We start from the raw sequence: 22,621 nt of genomic DNA on the forward strand, positions 1-22,621 counted from the left end.
TCACAAACATGGAGTGGTCTTTTGTCATAGAAAAATTAATACTGGTGTCTATTGTATTCGTTATCACCTTGGTGATCGCGATGTATTCGACACTTGCGGAACGTAAAATTGCAGGCTTTATGCAAGATCGATATGGTCCTGATCGGGCTGGTCTCTTTGGTATCTTGCAACCACTGTGTGATGGTGGTAAATTCTTCTTTAAAGAGGAAATTATCCCGGCAGGCGCACATAAGGTGCTCTTTATTTTGGGGCCTACAATTGCGATTATAACGGCATGTATTAGTTCAGCCGTTATTCCCTGGGGGCAGGAGCTACAGATTGGAGACCGAACGATTTCTTTGCAGGTTGCACAAGGGATCAATGTAGGGGTGTTGTATATGTTTGGTGTGATTGCATTAGGTGTATATGGTATCATGTTGGGCGGATGGGCTTCCAATAATAAATTCTCACTTATGGGGGCAATTCGTGCAGCATCACAGAGTATCAGTTATGAGATTGCAATGGGATTATCACTTATTGCGCTATTGATGGTAACTCGCACTTTGACACTCGAAGAAATTGTTGCGCAGCAGTCGGGTTTTGTCAATTGGAATATCTGGGCACAGCCGCTGGGCTTTATCATTTTTATGGTCTGTGCTTTTGCCGAATGTAATCGGGTTCCATTTGATTTGCCGGAATGTGAAACGGAGCTTGTTGGTGGTTACCATACGGAGTACTCCTCCATGAAATTGGGACTCTACATGTTTTCCGAATATATTAACATGTTCGTTTCCTCTGCATTGATGGCATCACTCTATTTTGGCGGATATAATTTCCCTTTTATGAATGATATGGGATTGTCTGCCAATATGGTCACGATCATCGGGGTGGTTGTATTCTTCATTAAAATATTGCTGTTTATCTTTTTCTTTATGTGGGTGCGTTGGACTTTACCACGTTTCCGCTACGATCAATTGATGAATCTAGGCTGGAAGATGTTGATTCCATTGGCTATTGCCAATATTGTACTTACAGGTGTATTTACATTGATTAAAGATACTTATTTCTCATAAGAAAGGACTTTTTATGCAACTAACCAATCGTAAAAAAGTAATTGAACAAAAACCGATGACATTTTCGGAAAGAATCTACTTTCCCGCTATTATCAAAGGTTTACGCATTACATTAAGGCATTTTTTTAAGAAAATTCCAACCATTAAATATCCTGAGGAAATAAGACCTTATTCGAAAAACTTCAGGGGGCAACATTCGCTCAAACGTGATGAGGAAGGGCGTGAGCGGTGTACAGCCTGTGGATTATGTGCTTTGTCCTGCCCTGCAGAGGCGATTACAATGACTGCTTCCGAGCGAAAAAAAGGTGAAGAAAATCTTTACCGCGAGGAAAAGTATGCGTCAGTATATGAAATCAATATGTTGCGATGTATTTTCTGTGGTCTATGTGAAGAGGCCTGTCCGAAAGAAGCGATCTACCTGGATGGACCACATGTGACAGCAGATTATCTCCGTAAGGATTTTATCTATGGAAAAGATAAATTGGTAGAACCAACTTTTGATATTACCAAATTAAAGAGCTAAACCAGGAAATTATGACAGTATTTTATTTTGTAGCCTTCTTGTCTATTTTCTTTGCGCTGCTGACCATTTTTACAAAAAATCCTGTACACAGTGTACTGTATCTGGTCATTACGTTTTTTACGTTTACAATACATTATATTCTTTTGAATGCACAGTTTTTGGCTGTGGTGAATTTCATCGTATATATGGGAGCCATCATGGTGTTGTTTTTATTTGTACTGATGCTGCTCAACCTGAACAAGGATACCGAACCCATGAAATCCAATCTGGTTAAGTTTATGGGTGCTATCGCCGGTTGTTGCCTATTGGTGACTTTCTTCGGTGTATACCGCGTATTTGACATTTCTAATCCCTTAACTGTTGTTAATCCGGAAATAGGGTTGGTTAAGAATCTGGGTAAGGTGTTGTTTAACGAATTTTTGCTTCCTTTTGAGTTATCATCATTATTGTTATTGACAGCAATGATTGGAGCAATATTATTAGCTAAGAAAGAACCTAAACAAATCTAATGGAAACAGTTGTTCAACAGTTGCAGGGGGTGCCAATAAATCATTATCTGATTTTTTGTGCGATTATTTTCGTTATTGGTGTTATCGGTGTTCTTATTCGCCGTAACGTCATTATTATTATGATGTCTATTGAGTTGATGCTGAATGCGGTGAATCTTCTTTTAGCTGCTTTTTCAGTGCAGCATGGCGATTCGTCAGGACAGGTCTTTGTCTTCTTTATCATGGCATTGGCGGCGGCAGAAGTTGCCGTTGGCTTGGCGATTATTATTATGGTATATCGGAATACGAAGTCTGTGGATATCGATTCCTTAAATAAACTTCGTTGGTAGAACTTAAGAAATAAATACGATGAGTGAATTAGTTTGGTTGATTCCCCTTTTGCCCTTAATCGGGTTTATAGTTAATGGATTGGGTAGGAATACCTTTTCCAAAGGTATGATAGGCGCTGTTGGCAGCGCTGTTGTGCTTATTTCTTTTGTATGTAGCTGCCTTCTGTTCTCCGAAGTCTACCAAGCGAGACAAGCTGGACAAGCAGGCATCATTGAACAACATGTATTTGATTGGATTGCAGTGGGCAATCTCAAGATAGGTCTGTCCTTTTTGGTAGATCCGTTAAGTGCGATCATGCTCTTAATCGTTACCGGAATTGGTTTCCTTATCCATGTCTATTCCATTGGTTATATGCATCATGATCATGGATTTGGTAAGTTCTTCGCCTATTTGAATCTCTTTATCTTTTTTATGTTGCTATTGGTATTGGGATCCAATTACCTGGTCATGTTCATCGGCTGGGAAGGTGTAGGGCTATGTTCTTATTTATTGATCGGCTTTTGGTATAAGAATAGTTCGTATGCAAATGCGGCAAAAAAAGCATTTGTGATGAATAGAATAGGTGATTTAGGTTTTCTACTTGCGGTATTTTTAATCCTTGGAACTTTTGGATCCTTAGAATTTTCAACTGTATTTCCTGCGGCCAAGAATTTTGCTGTTGGTGATATCACAGTCGTTAGCATTACCATTTTGTTGTTTATTGCTGCAACAGGTAAATCGGCGCAGATACCTTTGTTTACCTGGTTGCCAGATGCCATGGCTGGCCCGACACCCGTGTCGGCCCTGATCCATGCGGCGACGATGGTTACAGCCGGTATTTATATGATTGCACGTTCCAATGTATTGTTTATCCTTTCACCGTTTACGTTGCAGCTCATTTCTGTCATAGCTATCTGTACAGCACTATTGGCGGCTGCGATTGCACTGACGCAGAATGATATTAAGAAGGTATTGGCGTATTCAACCGTTTCACAACTTGGGTATATGTTCCTTGGCCTTGGTGTCGGAGCATTTACGGGAGCATTTTTCCATGTATTGACTCATGCCTTTTTCAAAGCATTACTATTCTTAGGGGCCGGATCTGTTATACATGGTATGAGTGAGGAACAGGATATGCGTAAAATGGGCGGCTTGAAGAAAGCAATGCCTATTACTTATCTGACGATGTTGATGGGGACAATTGCGATTGCAGGAATTCCACCATTCTCTGGCTTCTTCTCGAAAGACGAAATATTGGCGGGGGCTTTTGCCGCTAGTCCGGTCTTATGGGGTTTAGGTTTTATTGGCGCATTAATGACGGCATTCTATATGTTTAGGATGCTGTTTATGACCTTTTTTGGAACATTCCGTGGCACGGAAGAACAAAAACATCATTTGCATGAATCTCCAAAGAGTATGACCATGCCACTCATTGTATTGGCTATACTTTCTGTGGTTGGAGGCGTGATCAACTTACCAGCTGTTTTGGGAGGTAATCATTGGCTTGAGGATTTCCTGGCGCCAGTGTTCTCAGAGGGAAAAGCGATAATACCTGCAACTCATCATTTGGAACACAGTACTGAATATTTATTAATGGCCGTTTCTGTTGTTGGAGTATTGATTATGGTTGCTTTAGCCTTTAATAAGTATGTTAAACGACAACAGTTACCTGAAGCGGGAGAAGGTACCAGAAGTTTCTTGGCGAATCTATCTTACAATAAGTTTTACGTGGATGAACTTTATGATAGCATCATTGTACGTCCGATCAATTGGCTCTCGGCTTTCTTCGGGAATGTTGTGGATCAACGTGGGATTGACGGTGTTGTTAACGGTGCCGGGAAAGCAACATTTGATACAGGAAAAGTATTGCGTTTGCTCCAGAATGGTAATGTTGGTTTTTATTTATTGATGATGGTAATTGGGGTGATTGCCATTTTCATCTATGGATTGTTGAGTCTTTAATTTTGGTATAATCGATGGATAACTTGTTTTTACTTATTTTATTGCCGTTAATAAGCGCATTGATTCTAACGTTTTTAAAGACCAATGCTGCAAAGTCTATTGCCTTGATTTTATCATTACTGTCTTTGGCTTTGACTATTCCTTTCCTTTGTACTTTTGACGCAAATGGCGGAATGCAATTTGAACAAAATTGGCTATGGATTTCTTCATTGCATATTCATTTTCATATCGGCGTTGATGGAATTAGCTTGCCGTTGATCTTATTGACGAATGGGCTGATGCCTTTAATTATTGCCACAACCTTTAAGAAGGATTATAAAGGAAACTTTTATGCTTTAATGGCTTTTATGCAAGCGGGCTTACTGCTCGTATTTATGGCCTTGGATGCCTTTACTTTTTATGTGGGGTGGGAGATTGCCTTGATTCCGATTTATTTTATTTGTGCACTTTGGGGTGAAGGAGATCGTATTCGCGTAAATTTGAAATTCTTTATTTATACTTTTTTGGGTAGCCTTTTGATGTTGATCGGTATTCTTTATCTCTATCAACAAGTGCCCAATCGTGATTTTGAATGGACTTCATTTATTGCATTAGATTTGGGGGAAAACACACAGCGATGGTTATTTTGGGCTTTTTTTGTTGCTTTCGCCATCAAAATACCAATTTTTCCTTTTCATACTTGGCAACCCAATACGTATACAAACGCACCTGCAGCAGGCACGATGTTGTTGGCGGGTATCATGCTCAAGATGGGGGTTTATGGTTTAATGCGTTGGCTATTGCCTATCGCACCAGCTGGTATTGCTGTATACGGACATTTTGCAATGATCTTATGCGTCATTGGGATCGTTTATGCTTCCATTATTGCAATTAAACAAGATGATGTGAAGCGATTGATCGCATATTCATCAATAGCCCACGTTGGCTTAATTAGCGCTGGTGTCTTCACATGGAATACCAATGGCCTGAGTGGAGCAACTATTCAAATGTTAAATCACGGTATTTCTGTGATAGGACTTTTTTATGTGTTGGATATTATACAGCAACGCACACAGACACGTCGTCTTACTGAGCTTGGTGGAATAGCAAGCAAGGCGCCTCGGTTGGCCATCTTCTTTATGATTATTTGTATGGGAGCAGTGGGGTTACCGTTAACAAATGGATTTATTGGTGAGTTTTTATTATTGAAAGGCGTCTTTCAATATGGATTTTGGTTTGCTGTTTTTGCGGGTTTAACCTTAATTCTGGGTGCAGTTTATATCCTTAGGCTTTATCAAGGAACGATGCTGGGAGAAACGACCGAAAGAACTATACAATTTGAAGATGTAAAAGGAACGGAACTTATTGTATTGACAGTGGTCTCTGTCTTGATCCTTTATATTGGTATATTCCCTAATTTCCTATTGAACCTTTCTGCAGGTTCTGTGGAAGTTTTAAGTACATTTTTAGGCAGATAATAGATATATTTAATTGTATGGGTGCAATAATTACACTTTCGATATTAGCATTAGTCGTCCTTTACCTTGGCTTATTCAAGATGAAATCTATGCTGCTGCCTGTTTCTATTCTTGGCTTCTTGGTCGCAATTGGTTTCTTATGGAATGACTGGACGTCTATCAGCGGACCTCTCTATAGTGGGATGGTTCATTTTGATCATTATGCTATTGCTTTCTCGATCTTATGTATCGCGGTTACCTTGTGCATCTTTGTAATCTCAAAGGGATATTTTGATGAGGAGGGACAAATTGCGGAGTATTATTCATTATTGATTTTCTCTCTCACAGGTGCTGTTCTTGTGAATAGTTATCATAATTTTTCAATGCTTTTTTTAGGTATTGAAATTATGTCTGTAGCGCTTTATATTTTGGTCGGTATACGTAAAAGAGACAAAGCATCAAATGAAGCTGCATTAAAGTACTTTTTGATGGGAGCTTTCTCTACTGGGTTTCTGCTGTTTGGTATTGCCCTGTTATACGGTGCTACCGGATCATTTGATTTAAGTGAAATCAAAAACTATGTCGTCAATAACCCGCATGCAATTTCGCCTTTGTTTTATGGAGGTATATTGCTCCTCATTGTGGGACTGACGTTCAAGGTGGGGGCTGTTCCCTTTCATTTCTGGACACCAGATGTTTATGATGGGGCTCCGATACTGATTACGAGTTATATGAGTACGGTCGTTAAAGTTGCTTCGTTCGCCGGATTGTTACGTTTATTCAGTTATAGTCTATTGCCTTTACAAGATTTTTGGACTCCGGTTTTCTTAGTGATCGCTGTTCTCACCTTATTTGTTGGAAATATTTCTGCATTAATGCAGTCTTCCTTCAAACGTATGCTTGCTTATTCAAGTGTTTCGCATGCTGGGTATATGTTATTTGCGATTGTAGCAGTAGGGGCCACTTCGGCTAATAGTATCTTTGCTTATGGCCTTGCCTATTCACTGGCAACCATTGTTGCCTTTACGGGATTGATCCTTGTCAAGAAAACGACCGGCTCTGAGCATTTTGAAGGTTTTAATGGCTTGGGTAAACGAAATCCTTTGCTCGCATTTGCTATCACGATAGCCATGCTTTCTCTTGCGGGAATACCACTGACAGCTGGATTTATTGGTAAGTTTATGATGTTTTCTTCTGTTATGGAAAATTATCATATTGTTTTGCTCGTATTGGCGGTAATCAATGCAGGCATTGCCGTGTATTACTACTTAAAAGTTGTCGTTGCGATGTACTTTAGAGACAGTGACGAATCCTGTGTCAATGTGCAGTGGAATTATTCATTGGTATTATTCCTTGCCGTAATGCTTACCATATTAATTGGGGTATATCCAGACTGCCTTTTAAAATTAATATAAAGTTTCTGTTAAAATACTTGTTGTTTATTAGAGCATGGCGATTTCGCTGTGCTTTTTTTATTTTTATTGGTATAACTCTTGCATACAAATTGTATATTGTAAAAAAGAAATCCTATCAAATTGCAGATGGCGTTTAAAGTGTGTGTTAAATCTTTTTCGATTCATGTTTTATGTGTGTTACTTTTCTTCGTTATCTGCGAACAAGTAATTGCACAGGACTTTATTCGTGGAAAGGTCGTTGATGCACAAACAGGCAAGGGCATTTCAAGGGTTTCAATCAACTGGCTTGGGGAAGATAGCGGTGGTAGCAGCGATACCCTTGGGTATTTTAAGATTCAAGATATCAAGAAATACAGACAGCTTGTATTTGGAGCAGTGGGGTATGAGCGCAGGACAGTGGATGTTCGTCGGTTACAAGATTCTATGCTGACGGTGCATTTAATTGCCTCGAATAATACATTAGAGGAGGTCGTGGTCAATAGAAAAAACAAAAAGCCTAAAGATCCAGCTATTGCACTGATCGAACAGGTGATAGCACATCGACCACAAAATCATTATACCCGTATACCTGAAATTCGTTTTGACGAATATGAGAAGACGCAATTTGGTTTTGTCAATCCTGAGGATAAAGCGAAAAAATTTCCGAAACCATTCCGATTCCTCTTTGAAAATGTCGATTCTACAGCTTTTAGGGGGCAGACCATTGCACCCTTTTATTTGGAAGAAAACTATGCCAATATCTATTCATCCCATAATCCAGATCGTAGTAAGAAGATTGTCATCAGCCACAATCAGACCGAATTAAATCCACGCTTTTTTAACAATGATAATTGGCAGACACGGTTCCAGACGATACTCCGTGATGTTGATCTCTACGATAATACGATTCAGGTCACAAACAAGGGTATCTTAAGCCCTATTGCTACCGGTGCTACAGCGTTTTATAGGTACAAAATTCAAGATACGATAAAGATCGAGGGGAAGGATTATATTGAACTCCATTTTGAAGGTAAATCGGAAATTGATCTGCTCTTCTATGGTGATCTACTGATCTCAGATGATACAAGGTATGCGGTTCATCGCGCGACATTGAATATCGGACGTACTGCAAATATCAATTGGATAAATGACGTGCAGATAGATCTCAGCTATAGCGAATTTAAAAACGGTAGCATGCTTCCCGTTCATGCAGACCTGAAAATGTTATTTGGCGGGAGCAAGTCGGATGTATTGTATGGGCGCAGGGAAACCCAATACTTAGGACATCGCACCGATTCTATTTCGAATGAGAATTTTGCTGGTGTACCTGTTGAAAAAAGGTATCTCCTCCAGTCCGCACCGCATGTACCCATAGTAGGGGTCAGACCAAGCCCATTAAGCCATACTGAAGTAGGGGCATATCAAAAAGTTGATTCGGTACAGAATATGCGTTCTTTTAATCAGTTAGTAGCATTGGGCTATTTATTGGCAAAGGGGTATTATAATGCCGGGAAAGTTGAGTTTGGTCCACTGGAATATCTTTATAGCCGTAATAATTACGAAGGGAATCGTTTTAGGATGAGTGGTCGAACAACACGCTTGTTTTCGGAAAAAGCCTACATTGAAGGATACACAGCCTATGGTGATAAAGACAAGGCGCTAAAATACTACCTGAGTACGGCACTTACTTTAAATGGAGAACGTATTGTTCAGTTTCCAGCAAATTATTTGCGCTTTACCGTACAGCACGACGTTATGGAACCGGGGCGAGGTTTGGGTTTTTTAAAAGGAGATGGTTTCTTCCGTTCTTTTGGAAAAAACAGGCCTAATAAATGGCAGTTTAATGATATCTATCGTATCGATCATCTGATCGAATTTGGGAACCATATTAGTGTAGGAACGGCATTTACACATACCCGCAGACAACCTCGCGGTGATTTGTTTTATATCAATAGTCTACCTTCATCCGATACAGTCCGCCAAGTAAATACAAATGATCTACAGCTAATTTTGCGTTGGGCTCCGAATGAAGAATTTACTTATCATAATCTCGACAGGGGAACAGTAGAAAATAAATATCCCATTTTTACCCTGCAATATAATAAAGGCCTGAAAGGATTTTGGGGGGCAGATTATAGTTATGATGCGTTGCGGTTCAGTGTGTTCAAACGATTGTTCTTATCGCCAGCAGGGCAGGCTGATTTTGAATTCTCAGGCGGGAGAATTTGGGGGAAACACCTGCCTTATACTTTACTGGAACTTCCAGAAGTCACTAAAGATAAGCAAGGACCGTTAGTGAATTTTGACTTGATGGCGACCTCGGAATTTGTTTCAGACCAGTTTTTGAAATTAACTTATTACCACAATTGGAATGGTTTCTTTTTTAATAGAATTCCTTTGTTCAGACGGTTAAAGTGGCGTGAAGTAACAGGATTCAAGGCTTTTTATGGAAAGTTAAGCGATGCCAACAATCCCTTTATTACGCCCGAAAATATTCAGTTTGAAGCGGACAAGGATGGTATTATTCAAACAAAAGCAGTGCGTAACAAACCTTATGTAGAAGGACTTGTGGGGGTGGATAATATCTTTAAATTGATTAGATTAGAGTATAAAAAGAGATTAAGCTATAAAGGCGGTGAAGGAGTTCCTTCTGATACTTTTACGGCATCCTTACATTTTAATTTTTAGCAATTATGGTTCAATATTCAAATTTAAAGTATGCCATTAAAGATAGTATTGGCTATGTCATCATTAATCGCGAGCCGCAACTGAATGCCTTAAATCAGGAAACGCTTGATGAATTGCAAGATATCTTCAAACATTTCAATTCCGATGATCATGTAAGGGGTATTATCCTGACTGGCGCCGGACATAAAGCATTTGCCGCGGGCGCGGATATCAAGGAATTTATGGATTTGTCTGTGATTCAGGCACGATGGCTTAGTGAAAGAGGACATATTATTTTTACGGATCTTATCGAAGCTTCCCCGAAGCCAGTTATTGCTGCTATAAATGGATATGCTTTAGGCGGAGGACTCGAGATGGCTTTAGCTTGCCATATTCGTATCGCTTCTGAAAATGCCAGAATGGGACTTCCGGAGGTTTCTTTGGGCCTGATTCCGGGTTACGGAGGTACGCAGCGTTTGCCCAAATTGATCGGAAAAGGACAGGCTATGCAAATGATTTTAACGGGCGATATGATTGATGCGCAGCAGGCTTATGAACTAGGACTGGTCAATGAGGTGATCGCACAGGATAAACTAATTGCCCGGGCAGAGGAAATACTCCAAAAGATATTTACGCGCTCTCGTGTTGCCATAACAAATGCCATTGCGGCCATTAACGCAGCTGAAGACAGACAACAGAATGGGAATAAGGTGGAAATGGACGCCTTCGGTCATTTGTTCGGAACAGAAGATTTCAAAGAAGGTGTGTCGGCGTTTTTAGGGAAAAGGCCACCCAATTTTGAATAAGGCCGCAATACTTCGCTAAACGCTATACGTTGTGTATTGGCAGGTTTGAATGTCGATGAAGAGATGAGATAACACCAAGAAAAGATGTTCGAATGGAGAGCCAATCGTTTATAACCAATTGTTTAGAGGTAACTGATCTAGATGGCTTATGAATCTGAAGGGTTTAACCGACATTATTTTTGATATTTTTTGCGATATTCTTGGGGGGACATTTTCATTTCTCGTGTAAAGGCCTTTGAAAAATGAAAGGGATCATAAAATTGGAGCTTAAATGCGATTTCTTTAATCTTGAGTAGCGTAAATTGCAAGTAAGAGCAAGCTCTTTGCATCCGTAGTTGATTGTAATACACCATGGGGGGGTAAGACGTTTTCTGCTTGAACAAGTTAATAAGATGTGATTTAGAATAGTTGAAATGTGCGGCAATCTCTTCCAAATTGATATTGTTCTCCAGATTGTCTTTCATAAATATAATGATGTCCTGTATGATATTATCTACTTGAATTCGGTTGCTTTCTCTAAACTGCGCCTGATATTGAATAGAGGCTAAAAAATATTGAAAGCAAAAACTTGTATACTCCAAATTTTCTGGGCTGTATCCCATTTCGAGATTCTTGTAGATGCTCTCAAAAAGCTGAATACGGTTGGCATGTTTGTTTGGGTCGGAATCAGTTATGTGGATGACTTGGCCCATGATATGTTTAAAAAGAGCCGCATCTGTCCCGGCGAAATGAATCCAATAGATACTCCAGGGATCACTTGATTTTGCGCCATAGCAATGTGCACTATCTCTCGGTATGATATATATATCATTTCTATTGAGGTTGTGCGTTGTATCATCCTGTTTTATCCAACCACTTCCTTTTTCGCAATAAATCAGAATATATTCCTTGCATCCTTCCTGACGATCGCGATAATGTTTTTTTGCATTGGGATAATAGCCGATATGTGTGATGTGTAATTTTGTTGTGATGTTATTGTCTGTCTGGTAGTTGCATACGGCATAGGGAAGGACAATTGCCTTTTCTCCTTTGAATCCTTCAGCGATGACATCTTGGTTTTGTTTCATAAATCGAGCTTGTTTTTGGTTATTCTTATAAAAATAGTAATATTTTACATGTTTATCGTGTTCACTTACATGATTCTCCCCAAGTAATCCATTACTTTTACCTAAGTAAATCTAAATATGTAAACTCTTATGCAAAAGACTGCAACAACCTATCTGCTATTGATCACTTTTGTGGCTGCTATTGGTGGATTTCTATTTGGATATGATTGGGTAGTTATTGGAGGTGCGAAACCATTTTACGAAGCTTATTTTCATTTGGAATCCGATCCTGCATTGCAGGGATGGGCCATGTCTTCGGCGATTGTGGGAAGCTTTGTTGGTGTATTGCTCTCGGGGGGACTGGCAGATCGCTATGGTCGAAAACCACTGATTTATACAGCCGCAATTTTATTTATAATTTCTGCATTGGGAACCGGCATGGCGTCCGAACTTGATACCTTTATTATTTATCGGATTTTGGGCGGGATAGGTATTGGTGTAGCCTCCAATTTGGCTCCGATGTATATCGCGGAAATCGCCCCTGCGGAAAGTCGGGGAAAATTTGTATCGGTCAATCAATTAACCATTGTACTGGGCATACTTGCAGCGCAAGTGGTCAATTGGCTCATTGCAAAGCCCATTTTAGCTGGAGAATCTATTCTAGAAACCTGGAATGGGCAAGAGGGGTGGAGATGGATGTTTTGGGCAGGAGCGATCCCAGCGGTCGTTTTTTTAGTGCTGCTTTTCCTGATTCCCGAAAGCCCCCGTTGGTTGTATACGAAAGGGAGGCATGAACAGGCAAAGCGTGTGTTTTTACGCATGGGTGGAGATGAATATGCAGCAGAAAATATACGATCTATTGCCGAGGCGGCTGAACTAAGTCAGGGTAAAGCCCGAAAAAGAAATTTATTCCAGGGCAAGTTGCTGCGGTTGTTGTTGCTCGGGAGTTTTATTGCGGTCTTTCAGCAATGGTGTGGGATTAATGTTATTTTTAATTATGCCCAAGAAATTTTTACGGCTGCTGGATATACCGTTTCGGGGATGCTTTTCAATATTATTATCACTGGAGTGATCAATGTAATTTTTACATTCATCGGCATGTATCTGGTCGATCGAATTGGTCGCCGTGCATTGATGCTCTTCGGATCAGCAGGGCTTTTTGTGATTTATATTGCGCTAGGGGCTTGTTATTATTTCAATTGCAGCGGCATTTTCGTGCTTCTTCTTGTGTTAGCCGGAATTGCGGTGTATGCGATGACTTTGGCACCTGTTACTTGGGTAATCATTGCCGAAATATTTCCTACCGCTGCAAGGGCGCAGGCGATGGCGATCGCGACATCATTACTATGGATTGCATGTTTTGTGCTCACTTATACTTTTCCTTTACTGAATCAAAATCTGGGCGCAGCTGGTACATTCTGGCTGTATGGTGGAGTCTGTTTTATCGGTTATCTGTTTCTATGGAGCCGACTGAAAGAGACCAAAGGAAAAAGCTTAGAAGAAATTCAACAAGAATTGGAAGGATAATTGGCACCAGGATAATCAACTCGACCTATATCAACCTATTAGCGTATTAAGAAAATGACAGAATTGACCCGTTACCTTATAAAATCAACAGTTGACCAGAAAGGGATCGTAAAAGCATGGGAGGAGCAGGTTGCGATTCCAACATACGAGATTGGGACGATGGAGAAGAATCCCATATTTGCCGAAAAGCGCGTATACCAAGGTAGCTCGGGGGTAGTATATCCCTATCCGATCATAGAGAAAATTAGCGATCAAAAGCGAAACAAGATCTATCAAGCGCTATTTCTTGAAAATGAATATATCAAGGTGATGATTCTTCCAGCTTTAGGTGGACGGGTTCATATGGCTTATGATAAAGTTAGAGAACGACATTTCGTTTACTATAATGAAGTTATCAAGCCCGCTTTGGTTGGGCTCACTGGTCCTTGGATTTCAGGAGGGATTGAATTTAATTGGCCCCAGCATCATAGACCTACTACTTTTATGCCAACAGAGCATTTAATCGAACACAACAGCGATGGAAGTATTACGGTTTGGTGCAACGAAATCGAGCGTATGTTTCGGATGAAGGCCATGCAGGGATTTACTTTGCATCCCGACAAAGCGTATCTGGAAATCAAGGTTCAGGTGTATAACCGGACAGCATTGCCACAAACTTTTCTGTGGTGGGCCAATCCGGCTGTTGTTGTGAATGACGACTATTATTCCGTGTTCCCTCCCGATGTCAATGCCGTTTTTGATCATGGAAAGCGAGAGGTCTCTTCTTTCCCGATTGCTACGGGAACCTATTACAAGTACGATTACTCGGGAGGTGTTGATATTGCACAATACAAAAATATTCCTGTTCCGACATCCTATATGGCCATTCAATCGAAATACAACTTCGTTGGCGGCTATGAGGCTGGTGCTACCAATGCGGGGATGTTACATGTGGCTGACCATCACATTTCACCGGGGAAAAAACAGTGGACCTGGGGAAATGGTGACTTTGGTGTCGCTTGGGATAGAAACCTGACAGATGAAAATGGACCATACATTGAATTGATGGCTGGTGTATATACAGATAATCAGCCTGATTTTGCTTGGTTACAACCTTACGAAGTGAAATCCTGGTCTCAGTATTTTATGCCATACGCAGAAGTCGGACAGGTGAAAAATGCAACAAAAGATGCGGTGCTCAATATGGAGGTTAGGGAGCAGACTGCTCACATTGTCTTGTATACAACAGGGAGGTATGAAAGTATACGTGTTTTGTTACGTAATACGGCCGGTAAAATCTATTTGGACGAACAAGTGACTTGTTCTCCTCGGAATATTTATACCCAAAGTGTTGCTGGATTGGACAGTGTACCAACCGAACTCATATTGACTGTGTATGATAAAAATAACCATGAAATATTGGTCTACCAGCAAGAACAGCCGAAGGATGCTGAAGATATACCCAAACCAGCACAGGCAGCATTGCTGCCCGAAGACATTTGTTCTATCGAAGAATTGTTTTTGACAGGACAGCATCTGGAGCAGTACCGACATGCAACTTATAATCCATTGGATTATTATAAGGAGGCTCTGCGACGTGAACCGAACGACATCAGATGTAATAATGCAATGGGCGCTTTCTTGTTGCGGAACGGTAAGATAGAGGAGTCCATTACTTATTTTGAGACCGCGATCGCTCGCGCTACGGAACGTAATCCCAATCCTTATGATGGAGAACCTTACTACAACCTTGGTGTAGCTCTGCAACTATCTGGGGATCTGAATGGGGCATATGCAGCTTTCTACAAAGCAACATGGAATGCCGCGTGGAAGGATTCTGGCTATTTTGGCTTGGCACAAATAGATGCCAAGAGAGGTGATTGGAAAGCTGCTTTGGAAAAAATAGATCAGTCATTGAGCAGAAACTGGTATCACCATAAAGGAAGACAGCTGAAGGCCTCTATTTTAAGAAAAATCGGGGCAAAAGATGCTGCTTTAGCATGGATTCAAGAATCAATGGAATTGGATCCGTTTAATATGGGCTGTCGATTCGAATGGTACCTGTTAACACAAGAAGAATCGATATTTTCTCCTATTCTCGATTTAGCGCGCGTTAATATTCATAGTGCGATAGAATATGCATTGGATTTTGCTCATGCCGGTCTGTATGAAGAAGCATCTTTACTCCTTGAAAAAACTATTGAAGACGTAACCTTAGTTTACCCTATGGTATATTATACACTAGGGTATTTTGCGACTCATCTGGGCTTGCATGACAAGGCAAAAACGTATTGTGATCAAGCCGCCGTTATGGATCCGGCTTATTGTTTTCCAAATCGTTTTGAAGAGATTGCAATTCTCCGACATGCCCTAGTTTTAAATAGTGCTGACGCAAAGGCCTCGTATTATTTGGGCAATCTGTGGTATGGTAAAAGACAGCATCAGGATGCTGTTGACTGTTGGGAGCATGCTATCCAATTGGATGGACAGTTTCCTACCGTTTATCGTAATTTGGCCTTAGCTTATTATAATCGGATAAACAAGAAGAAAGAAGCCTTGCCCCTATTGGAGAGCGCATTTTCATTGGATGAAACTGATGCACGTTTACTCATGGAGCTTCATCAGCTCTACAAGAAGGAGGGACGCTCTTACAAAGAAAGGTTGGCCCTGCTCGATCGATATCCGGATTTGGTGACGCTTAGAGATGATCTATTCTTGGAGCGGATCACCCTATTTAATCTCTTGGGTGAATATGAGAGCGCGAAAACGTTGCTTGCTTCCCGGCAGTTTAAGCCCTGGGAAGGAGGGGAAGGTAAGGTCTCTCGTCAATACACGATATGTCAGCTCGAATTGGCCAAAAAATCGATACTGCAAAATGAACTGCAACAGGCGCTTTCCTTGCTAAAGGCGCTTGATTGTTATCCACATAACCTTGGTGAAGGTAAGCTGATTACAATGGAAGAAAACGATGTTCACTATTATAAAGGACTCGTCTATCGTTTATTGGGTATGGACGAAGAAGCTAAAGTTTATTTCCATAAAGCAACAGAAGGTGTTGATGAACCCCAGCAGGCCCTTTTCTATAATGATCCACAACCAGATAAGATATTTTATCAAGGTTTAGCTTGGCATGAGCTTGGTGATCCAGTGCGAGCTGAACAACGTTTTCAATGTTTAATAGATCATGGAAAGTTATTTATTGACAAGCCCTTTAAAATAGATTATTTTGCAGTTTCCTTGCCTGATATGGATATTTGGGAGGAAGATCTGGATCATAAGAATAAAATACATTGTTTGTATGTCATGGGATTGGGGTATTTGGGGAATGGAGATCGTGCTTTGGCAATGCATTATTTAGCACAAGTCCAGCAGTTGGATCCCAATCACCAAGGGAGCCAGGCTATTATGTGTTCTTTCTTAGGTGAAACTTCTTTAAAGAGTTAATTCAGTATGTATCGCTATATCATTGTATTCGTCGTTCTATTTCAAAGTTATACGGTCTGGGCAGATGGACTAAATCGCCTTGATCTTGCAGGAGAGTGGAAAGTTCGGCTTGATCCGGACGATGCGGGTATCAAGCAGGGCTGGACAAATAAATCTTTTGAGACGTCGATTAAATTACCGGGAACAACAGACGATGCGGGTTTAGGAACCGTAAATACGTTGACACCTGCTCTTGCCAAACCTCAGCTTTCGCATCTAACGCGAGCACATCGTTATGTGGGGGCAGCATGGTATACACGGGAACTTTCAATCCCGGCAGGTTGGGCAGGTAAGGAGATGATCTTAACCCTCGAGCGTGTTCTTTGGGAGTCTATGGTTTGGATCGACGGGATAGCAGTAGTACAAAAGCAACGTAGCCTTGTCAGTCCGCATGAGTTTGACTTAAGTTCCCTACTGAAAACAGGAAAGAAGCATCGGTTGACAATCCGCATAGATAACAGGAAGAAGCTTCCAATTAGCGTTGATGATATGGCGCATGCTTATACCGATCACACCCAAATTATTTGGAATGGCATGCTTGGAAAGATTGCTATTCAGGCCTACGATGCGGTACGTCTGAAGTCTGTGTATGCGAGTCCTAATCTAGCGAAAAAGGAAATCAATCTGCAGGTCAATCTCCGTAATAAACTTGCAAAGGCCGTTGTCGGTAAACTGAAAATAAAGGTAAAAGACAAAATGGGGCCCCTAACTCCAGTTGAAAGAATCATTCAGCTGTCGCCAGGGGATTCAGCGATCAATCTAAACTACCTTCTTGGTGACAAACTGAAACTTTGGAGCGAATTTTCACCGCATTTGTACGACATCAGTCTGGAATTGAAAACCATAGATGCCGTATCAACATTGAGTACCTCAATAGGTATGCGTGAGCTTTCTACAGATGGGACCATGCTAAAAGTCAATGGTGAGCCTTTATTTTTGAGGGGAACATTAGAATGCAGTATCTTTCCGTTAACGGGACATCCGCCGATGGATAAGGCCGGTTGGAGAAAAGTCTTTGTGACAGCGCGCGAATGGGGGCTAAATCATCTGAGGTTTCATTCATGGTGTCCTCCTGAGGCGGCCTTTGCTGTTGCTGACGAATTGGGATTCTATCTTCAAATTGAGTTGCCAATCTGGGAGAATAATCTTGGTAAAGATGAGGGAGTGATGAATTTTCTCTATGAAGAGGCCGATCGAATAATGCAGACTTATGGAAATCATCCGTCCTTTTGTTTTTGGAGTATGGGTAATGAGTTGAGTGGTGATTTCAATGCGCTGAATGATCTGGTAAAATACGTAAAGGAAAAAGACAAACGGCATCTTTATACGGCAACTTCTTTTACATTCCAGCAAGGGCATGGTGTGAAGGAAGAACCCTATGATGATTATCTGATTACCCAGTGGACAGCCAAGGGCTGGGTGCGGGGACAAGGTGTATTTAATAGCGAAGCACCTACATTCAATAAAAACTACAGCAATTCTTTGGAAGGAATTTCGATTCCGGTCGTAACGCACGAAATTGGACAATATGCTGTCTATCCCAATCTCGCCGAAATCAAAAAATATAAAGGTGTTTTAAAACCGTTAAACTTCATTTCTGTAGCAGAAGATCTAAAACAAAAAGGATTATTACATAAGGCCAGCGCATATACGATGTCCTCAGGAAAATTGGCAGCTATGCTGTACAAAGAGGAGATGGAAAGAGCGTTGAAGACACCGGGTATCAGTGGTTATCAGCTCCTTGATCTTCACGATTTCCCTGGTCAGGGAACGGCATTGGTGGGCTTATTAGATGCTTTTTGGGACAGCAAACATATTCTCTCAGCGGCAGAATTTCGACAATTTAGCGCTCCAGTAGTGCCTTTGCTCCAGTTTGCGAAAGCTGTATATACCAACGATGAAACGTTCAAAGCTTCTATAGATGTGAGTAATTATGGACAGGAGATTTTGAAGAATCAGGGGATTAGTTGGTTCCTGAAAGATGCGGGACAAATAGTCGCACAGGGACATTTTCAGTCAACCATTGGAAAGGGACATCAAGGCAATGTGGGGCATTTAGAAGTACCATTACAAACAATTGGACAGGCGAAGAAATTGACGATTCAACTTAAACTTGAGGGTACTTCATACGAAAATCATTGGAATATTTGGGTGTATCCTCAAAAGGTGGCCGTTGATTTTGGGGAAGTTAGCTATACGCGCGAATTGGAGGAAGCAATGCACTTGCTGAAAGAAGGGAAAAAAGTACTTTTAAATCCCGATTGGAAGAAAATAAACGGTATTGAAGGGAAGTTCGTTCCTGTTTTTTGGAGCCCGGTACATTTTCCAAAACAGGCCGGTACAATGGGCTTGCTTTGTGACCCTAAACATCCTGTATTTGCCGATTTCCCAACAGATAATCATACAGATTGGCAATGGTGGGATCTCCAAATTAAATCGACTACGATGATTACGGATCAGGTCAAAGGTGGACATGCAGTTGTAGAGCTCATTGATAACTTTGCCAATAATAGAAGATTAGCATCTCTTTTTGAAGGGACGGTAGGATCAGGCAAGCTGATGATCGCTTCGTTTGATCTGGAGGCGGATCTAGCCAACAGGCCCGTTGCAAGACAGCTGTTGAGCTCCATCTTAACGTATATGAACAGTACAAAGTTTAGGCCTAAAGTGATCGAAAATCCAGCGATTCTATCGCAGGTGTTGCGCTACAAAGAAGCGCAAGAAAAATCCGAACCCAAAGAGATCTATTAGTTAGAAGATCGCTTTGGAAAAATTTAACGCATCAGCCTAAGGCTAATCGTTCAACTTCATCCGCTATTGCAGAATTATATGCCAAAGGTCTGTGACAGGATACATCCTGTTACAGACCTTTGGCATAAATCAATTATAGACTAACTTTCAATCTGATATAGTTGAAGGCCACTCCATTTTCCGGAGTAACTTTTTTATATTCCTGCAGTTTAAAGGCTTATGGTGATTCTGTTGTTACTATCAAGTGCCTGTTATACTATTTTTCTAGTTAAATCGTTTTCAATTTAATCATGCGGATTTCTTTTCTTTAGACTAACAGAAGTAAAAAATGACAAATAATGAATTAAGGACGCTTGCTGAATTTTCACGTAAAGGTGAAATCGCGGAGATGGAACGGATTGTTGCAGAAGCAAATAATAGAGTTGACTTTCACGATTACGAATTGAATAGTTTAGTGAGCCAATTGATTAGAGCCCAGCATTATGGAGTCTTGGATCATTTTGTAAAAAAAGGACTAATCTCAACTGATCTATACGATTATGATCGTTTTAGCACATCCGTGATTAATACGCTATTCAAACCTCAGATTGCATCCGAAGTGCAGCTTGAAGCCCATTTAATTTGGATGAAAGGCTATTTAGCACAGATAGATGATATCAACGAAGAAGTAGGTGGCATTACTTTATTGGAATATGCATTACAGGAAAATGTGGTTATTCCTTTCTTAAAGCTTATTTTTGAGGCAGGTGCCGACCTGCAGCGGATGGATCAGTATGGACAAACGTTGCTTTTTAAAGTTTGTAGCCTACGTATGCAGTCCAATGAACGTATTAGCGAGCTCGTAGACTGGCTGTTAGTTGAAGGTTTAGACCCGAATATCGGCAATGTTGAACAAAAAACAGCCCTGCACATGGCTGTTGATACATTGAAAACTGATGTTGTGATTAAATTACTCAATGCGGGAGCAGATCCAGGGCTAAAGGATTGGCATGGCGAAAGTTCATTTTATTATGCAGCAGTAAGGCATTTTAATCCAGATCTGCTCGTTCCCCTTCTCAATTATGGAAGTCCAGATTTTCATAGCGTCAATAAACAAGGAGAAAACCTACTCAATGCATTCCTTCGCATGATGCATACGGATAGCGAGACTAATCTGAGTGTGCTGATCTTACTTTTGGAACATGGGGCAGATTTGACAGCTGCATCACTTTGGTATCAGAAAGAAAAAACAGGCGTAGATTGGCTAGCAGAAAAATCAGTCCTAGTTGTACAGGAAATTATGGACAAAGGATATCTAGACCTCAGTTATGCGGATAACGAGGGTAATACACTATTGCATAAAATTTGTCAAGTAAACCTCAATTACGATGAAAATAGAGCCCGAGACCTTTATAAAAAAGTAAAATATCTTGTCGGTGAAGGAATCGATCCTCAATTGGAAAATATAATGGATAAAAAAGCTGTCGATTATGCTATGGAGGATAATATAAAGGTAAAGACAGTCGAATGGTTATTAAAACAATAAAAAAACAGAAAAAATTGTTATGTCTCAGTCATTTATAATAGCGTGTGAAAGCGGAAAACGTAAAATAGCGGAAATATTATTGGAGAAAAATCAAGTTGATGTATCTTACACTGATGAAATGGGACGGACAGCATTGCATTATGCGGCGCATCGAGGTTATTTGGATTTGGTGAGAAAGCTGGTTGAGGCTGGAGCTATAGTGGACTACGAGGATCATCGGGGGGAAACCCCCTTATATTTTGCCCTGTTACAAAAGCAAAAACAAACAGCAGTCTATTTATTGGAAAATAATGCTAATATTCTGATCAACGACTTTTTGGGAAATAGCTTGCTCCATATTACAGCTCGAACAGGGCAACAGGAAATGGCTGAAAAACTGATTGCACAGGGATTAGACGTAAACGTATTGAACAATAGTGCTGAATCACCATTACTATTGGCTGTGCAGGCAAAATACCCGCCAGTGGTACAGCTGCTTATTGAAAATGGTGCTCGTGTAGATATCTCTGACAAGGAGGGCAATACGGCCTTAAATTTGGCGGTGGTACAGGGCTCCGTTCCTATTGTCAATATGTTGTTGGATAATGGTGCATCTGTCAATATCCTGAATGACTTAAGTGAAGGTCCCTTGCTGCTCGCAGTAAAAAACGGAAACCGTATTCTTGCTCAGAAGTTACTGGAGCAAGGGAGCGATATTTTTGCTGAATCTGCCGAGGGAATTTCTCCTGTGTGGTATGTTTGTAATAGCAATCAAAAAGAGCTTCTCGCTTTATTTTTAGAAAGAGGCCTCTCTGCGGATTATGCACGTCCTGTAGACTCATTTGATGGAAAGGACGGTAAATATTTGGAAAGGTTGATCGAACGGACAGGGGGGCGTATCTTTATTCTTGGTTTTGAACCTCATTATGCAGGAGAAACATTACTGCATACAGCTACAAAAATGGGTTATCTGTCTTTGGTCAAACAACTTTTAGACAGTGGTGCAACAATTGATAAACAGGATGCTACCGGCAATACTGCGCTTCATTATGCTGCTGCCTATGGTAAAAAGGATGTGTTGCGGTATCTCTTATCTAATGGATCCGTTACAGATATAACGAATGTATTGGAACAAAAAGCAATAGATTATTCCAATATGCAAGGATTTAATGAAATAACGGCATTATTGATTGATGCCGGCGCACAGACCGATCCCCTAAAAGGTGAGCCCGGCCTTCCAGAGAAAAAAGTGTTCACTGAACCCTTATCAAACGTGGATATGGGAATGAAGAAAAAGGCTCTATTTGATTTAAAAGATCTGTTGGACGCGGGAATTATAAACCAGGAGGAATTTGACGCGGAAAAAGCGAAAATTTTAAAGAATTAAATTTTATTGAATGCCCCTTTAAAAATCTGTTGGCCTGTTTCCTGAATTTGGTATTGGGCACTTAGATAAAAACTAAAAAAGCGACTCTTTTGAAGTCGCTTTTTGTAGCCCGTAGGGGAATCGAACCCTAATTGCATTAATCTATTTATCAGTTATTTACAAACCTTCCATTTCCCTACTCACCGAATAACTCACTGGTTTGACATACATTTTAGCTGCAAGTTCTTGATAGCTAAGTTAGGAAAATTCTTTCAAGTAATGAAAAGCAAGAATACTATTTAAGCTA

Annotated in this window: 15 protein-coding genes; 14 read left to right on the forward strand and 1 reads right to left on the reverse strand. The window is 40.6% G+C overall.

Annotated features, from left to right (window positions below; translation table 11 throughout):
- The first annotated feature begins 8 nt into the window (after positions 1–8).
- The 9 genes from nuoH (at position 9) to L1283_RS19000 (ending at position 10,658) form a co-directional block, all read left to right on the forward strand.
- Complete coding sequence (gene nuoH / locus L1283_RS18960) at positions 9–1,052, forward strand: NADH-quinone oxidoreductase subunit NuoH (protein ID WP_201639978.1); 1,044 nt, start codon at positions 9–11, stop codon at positions 1,050–1,052.
- Between the two features lie 13 nt (positions 1,053–1,065).
- A complete protein-coding gene (locus tag L1283_RS18965) occupies positions 1,066–1,575 on the forward strand; it encodes a NuoI/complex I 23 kDa subunit family protein (RefSeq protein WP_112375105.1) in 510 nt (169 codons plus the stop codon).
- Between the two features lie 11 nt (positions 1,576–1,586).
- Positions 1,587–2,084 (forward strand): NADH-quinone oxidoreductase subunit J family protein, encoded by a 498-nt coding sequence (locus L1283_RS18970; protein WP_070560985.1) that lies wholly within the window; start codon positions 1,587–1,589, stop codon positions 2,082–2,084.
- A complete protein-coding gene (gene nuoK / locus L1283_RS18975) occupies positions 2,084–2,413 on the forward strand; it encodes an NADH-quinone oxidoreductase subunit NuoK (protein WP_046673084.1) in 330 nt (109 codons plus the stop codon). The genes L1283_RS18970 and nuoK overlap by 1 nt, the downstream gene beginning before the upstream one ends.
- Positions 2,414–2,432: 19 nt before the next feature.
- Complete coding sequence (gene nuoL, locus L1283_RS18980) at positions 2,433–4,355, forward strand: NADH-quinone oxidoreductase subunit L (protein ID WP_429626380.1); 1,923 nt, start codon at positions 2,433–2,435, stop codon at positions 4,353–4,355.
- A 14-nt stretch (positions 4,356–4,369) separates the two neighbouring features.
- Positions 4,370–5,812 (forward strand): complex I subunit 4 family protein, encoded by a 1,443-nt coding sequence (locus tag L1283_RS18985; RefSeq protein ID WP_312352510.1) that lies wholly within the window; start codon positions 4,370–4,372, stop codon positions 5,810–5,812.
- Positions 5,813–5,829: 17 nt separating this feature from the next.
- A complete protein-coding gene (locus L1283_RS18990) occupies positions 5,830–7,206 on the forward strand; it encodes an NADH-quinone oxidoreductase subunit N (RefSeq protein WP_286849168.1) in 1,377 nt (458 codons plus the stop codon).
- Positions 7,207–7,380: 174 nt separating this feature from the next.
- On the forward strand, positions 7,381–9,873 hold the full coding sequence (locus L1283_RS18995) for a DUF5686 family protein (RefSeq protein ID WP_286849170.1): 2,493 nt from the start codon (positions 7,381–7,383) through the stop codon (positions 9,871–9,873).
- Between the two features lie 5 nt (positions 9,874–9,878).
- A complete protein-coding gene (locus L1283_RS19000; protein WP_088163309.1) occupies positions 9,879–10,658 on the forward strand; it encodes an enoyl-CoA hydratase/isomerase family protein in 780 nt (259 codons plus the stop codon).
- A 173-nt stretch (positions 10,659–10,831) separates the two neighbouring features.
- On the opposite strand, the gene L1283_RS19005 is transcribed toward L1283_RS19000, so the two are convergent.
- Positions 10,832–11,725 (reverse strand): AraC family transcriptional regulator, encoded by an 894-nt coding sequence (locus L1283_RS19005; RefSeq protein ID WP_286849174.1) that lies wholly within the window; start codon positions 11,723–11,725, stop codon positions 10,832–10,834.
- A gap of 129 nt (positions 11,726–11,854) precedes the next feature.
- On the opposite strand from L1283_RS19005, the gene L1283_RS19010 reads away from it, so the two are divergent.
- The 5 genes from L1283_RS19010 (at position 11,855) to L1283_RS19030 (ending at position 22,335) form a co-directional block, all read left to right on the forward strand.
- On the forward strand, positions 11,855–13,231 hold the full coding sequence (locus tag L1283_RS19010; protein ID WP_286849175.1) for a sugar porter family MFS transporter: 1,377 nt from the start codon (positions 11,855–11,857) through the stop codon (positions 13,229–13,231).
- Positions 13,232–13,285: 54 nt separating this feature from the next.
- A complete protein-coding gene (locus tag L1283_RS19015; protein WP_286849177.1) occupies positions 13,286–16,654 on the forward strand; it encodes a tetratricopeptide repeat protein in 3,369 nt (1,122 codons plus the stop codon).
- Between the two features lie 6 nt (positions 16,655–16,660).
- Positions 16,661–19,444 (forward strand): sugar-binding domain-containing protein, encoded by a 2,784-nt coding sequence (locus L1283_RS19020; protein ID WP_429626381.1) that lies wholly within the window; start codon positions 16,661–16,663, stop codon positions 19,442–19,444.
- 328 nt (positions 19,445–19,772) lie between these two features.
- The gene (locus L1283_RS19025) at positions 19,773–20,969 is read left to right on the forward strand and encodes an ankyrin repeat domain-containing protein (RefSeq protein ID WP_088163305.1); all 1,197 of its coding nucleotides are present in this window, start codon (positions 19,773–19,775) and stop codon (positions 20,967–20,969) included.
- Between the two features lie 19 nt (positions 20,970–20,988).
- Positions 20,989–22,335: an ankyrin repeat domain-containing protein gene (locus L1283_RS19030; protein WP_286849183.1), complete on the forward strand. Its 1,347-nt coding sequence runs from the start codon at positions 20,989–20,991 to the stop codon at positions 22,333–22,335.
- Positions 22,336–22,621 lie beyond the last annotated feature (286 nt).

It is taken from the genome of Sphingobacterium sp. HSC-15S19 (assembly GCF_050433745.1).
Lineage (GTDB): Bacteria > Bacteroidota > Bacteroidia > Sphingobacteriales > Sphingobacteriaceae > Sphingobacterium > Sphingobacterium siyangense.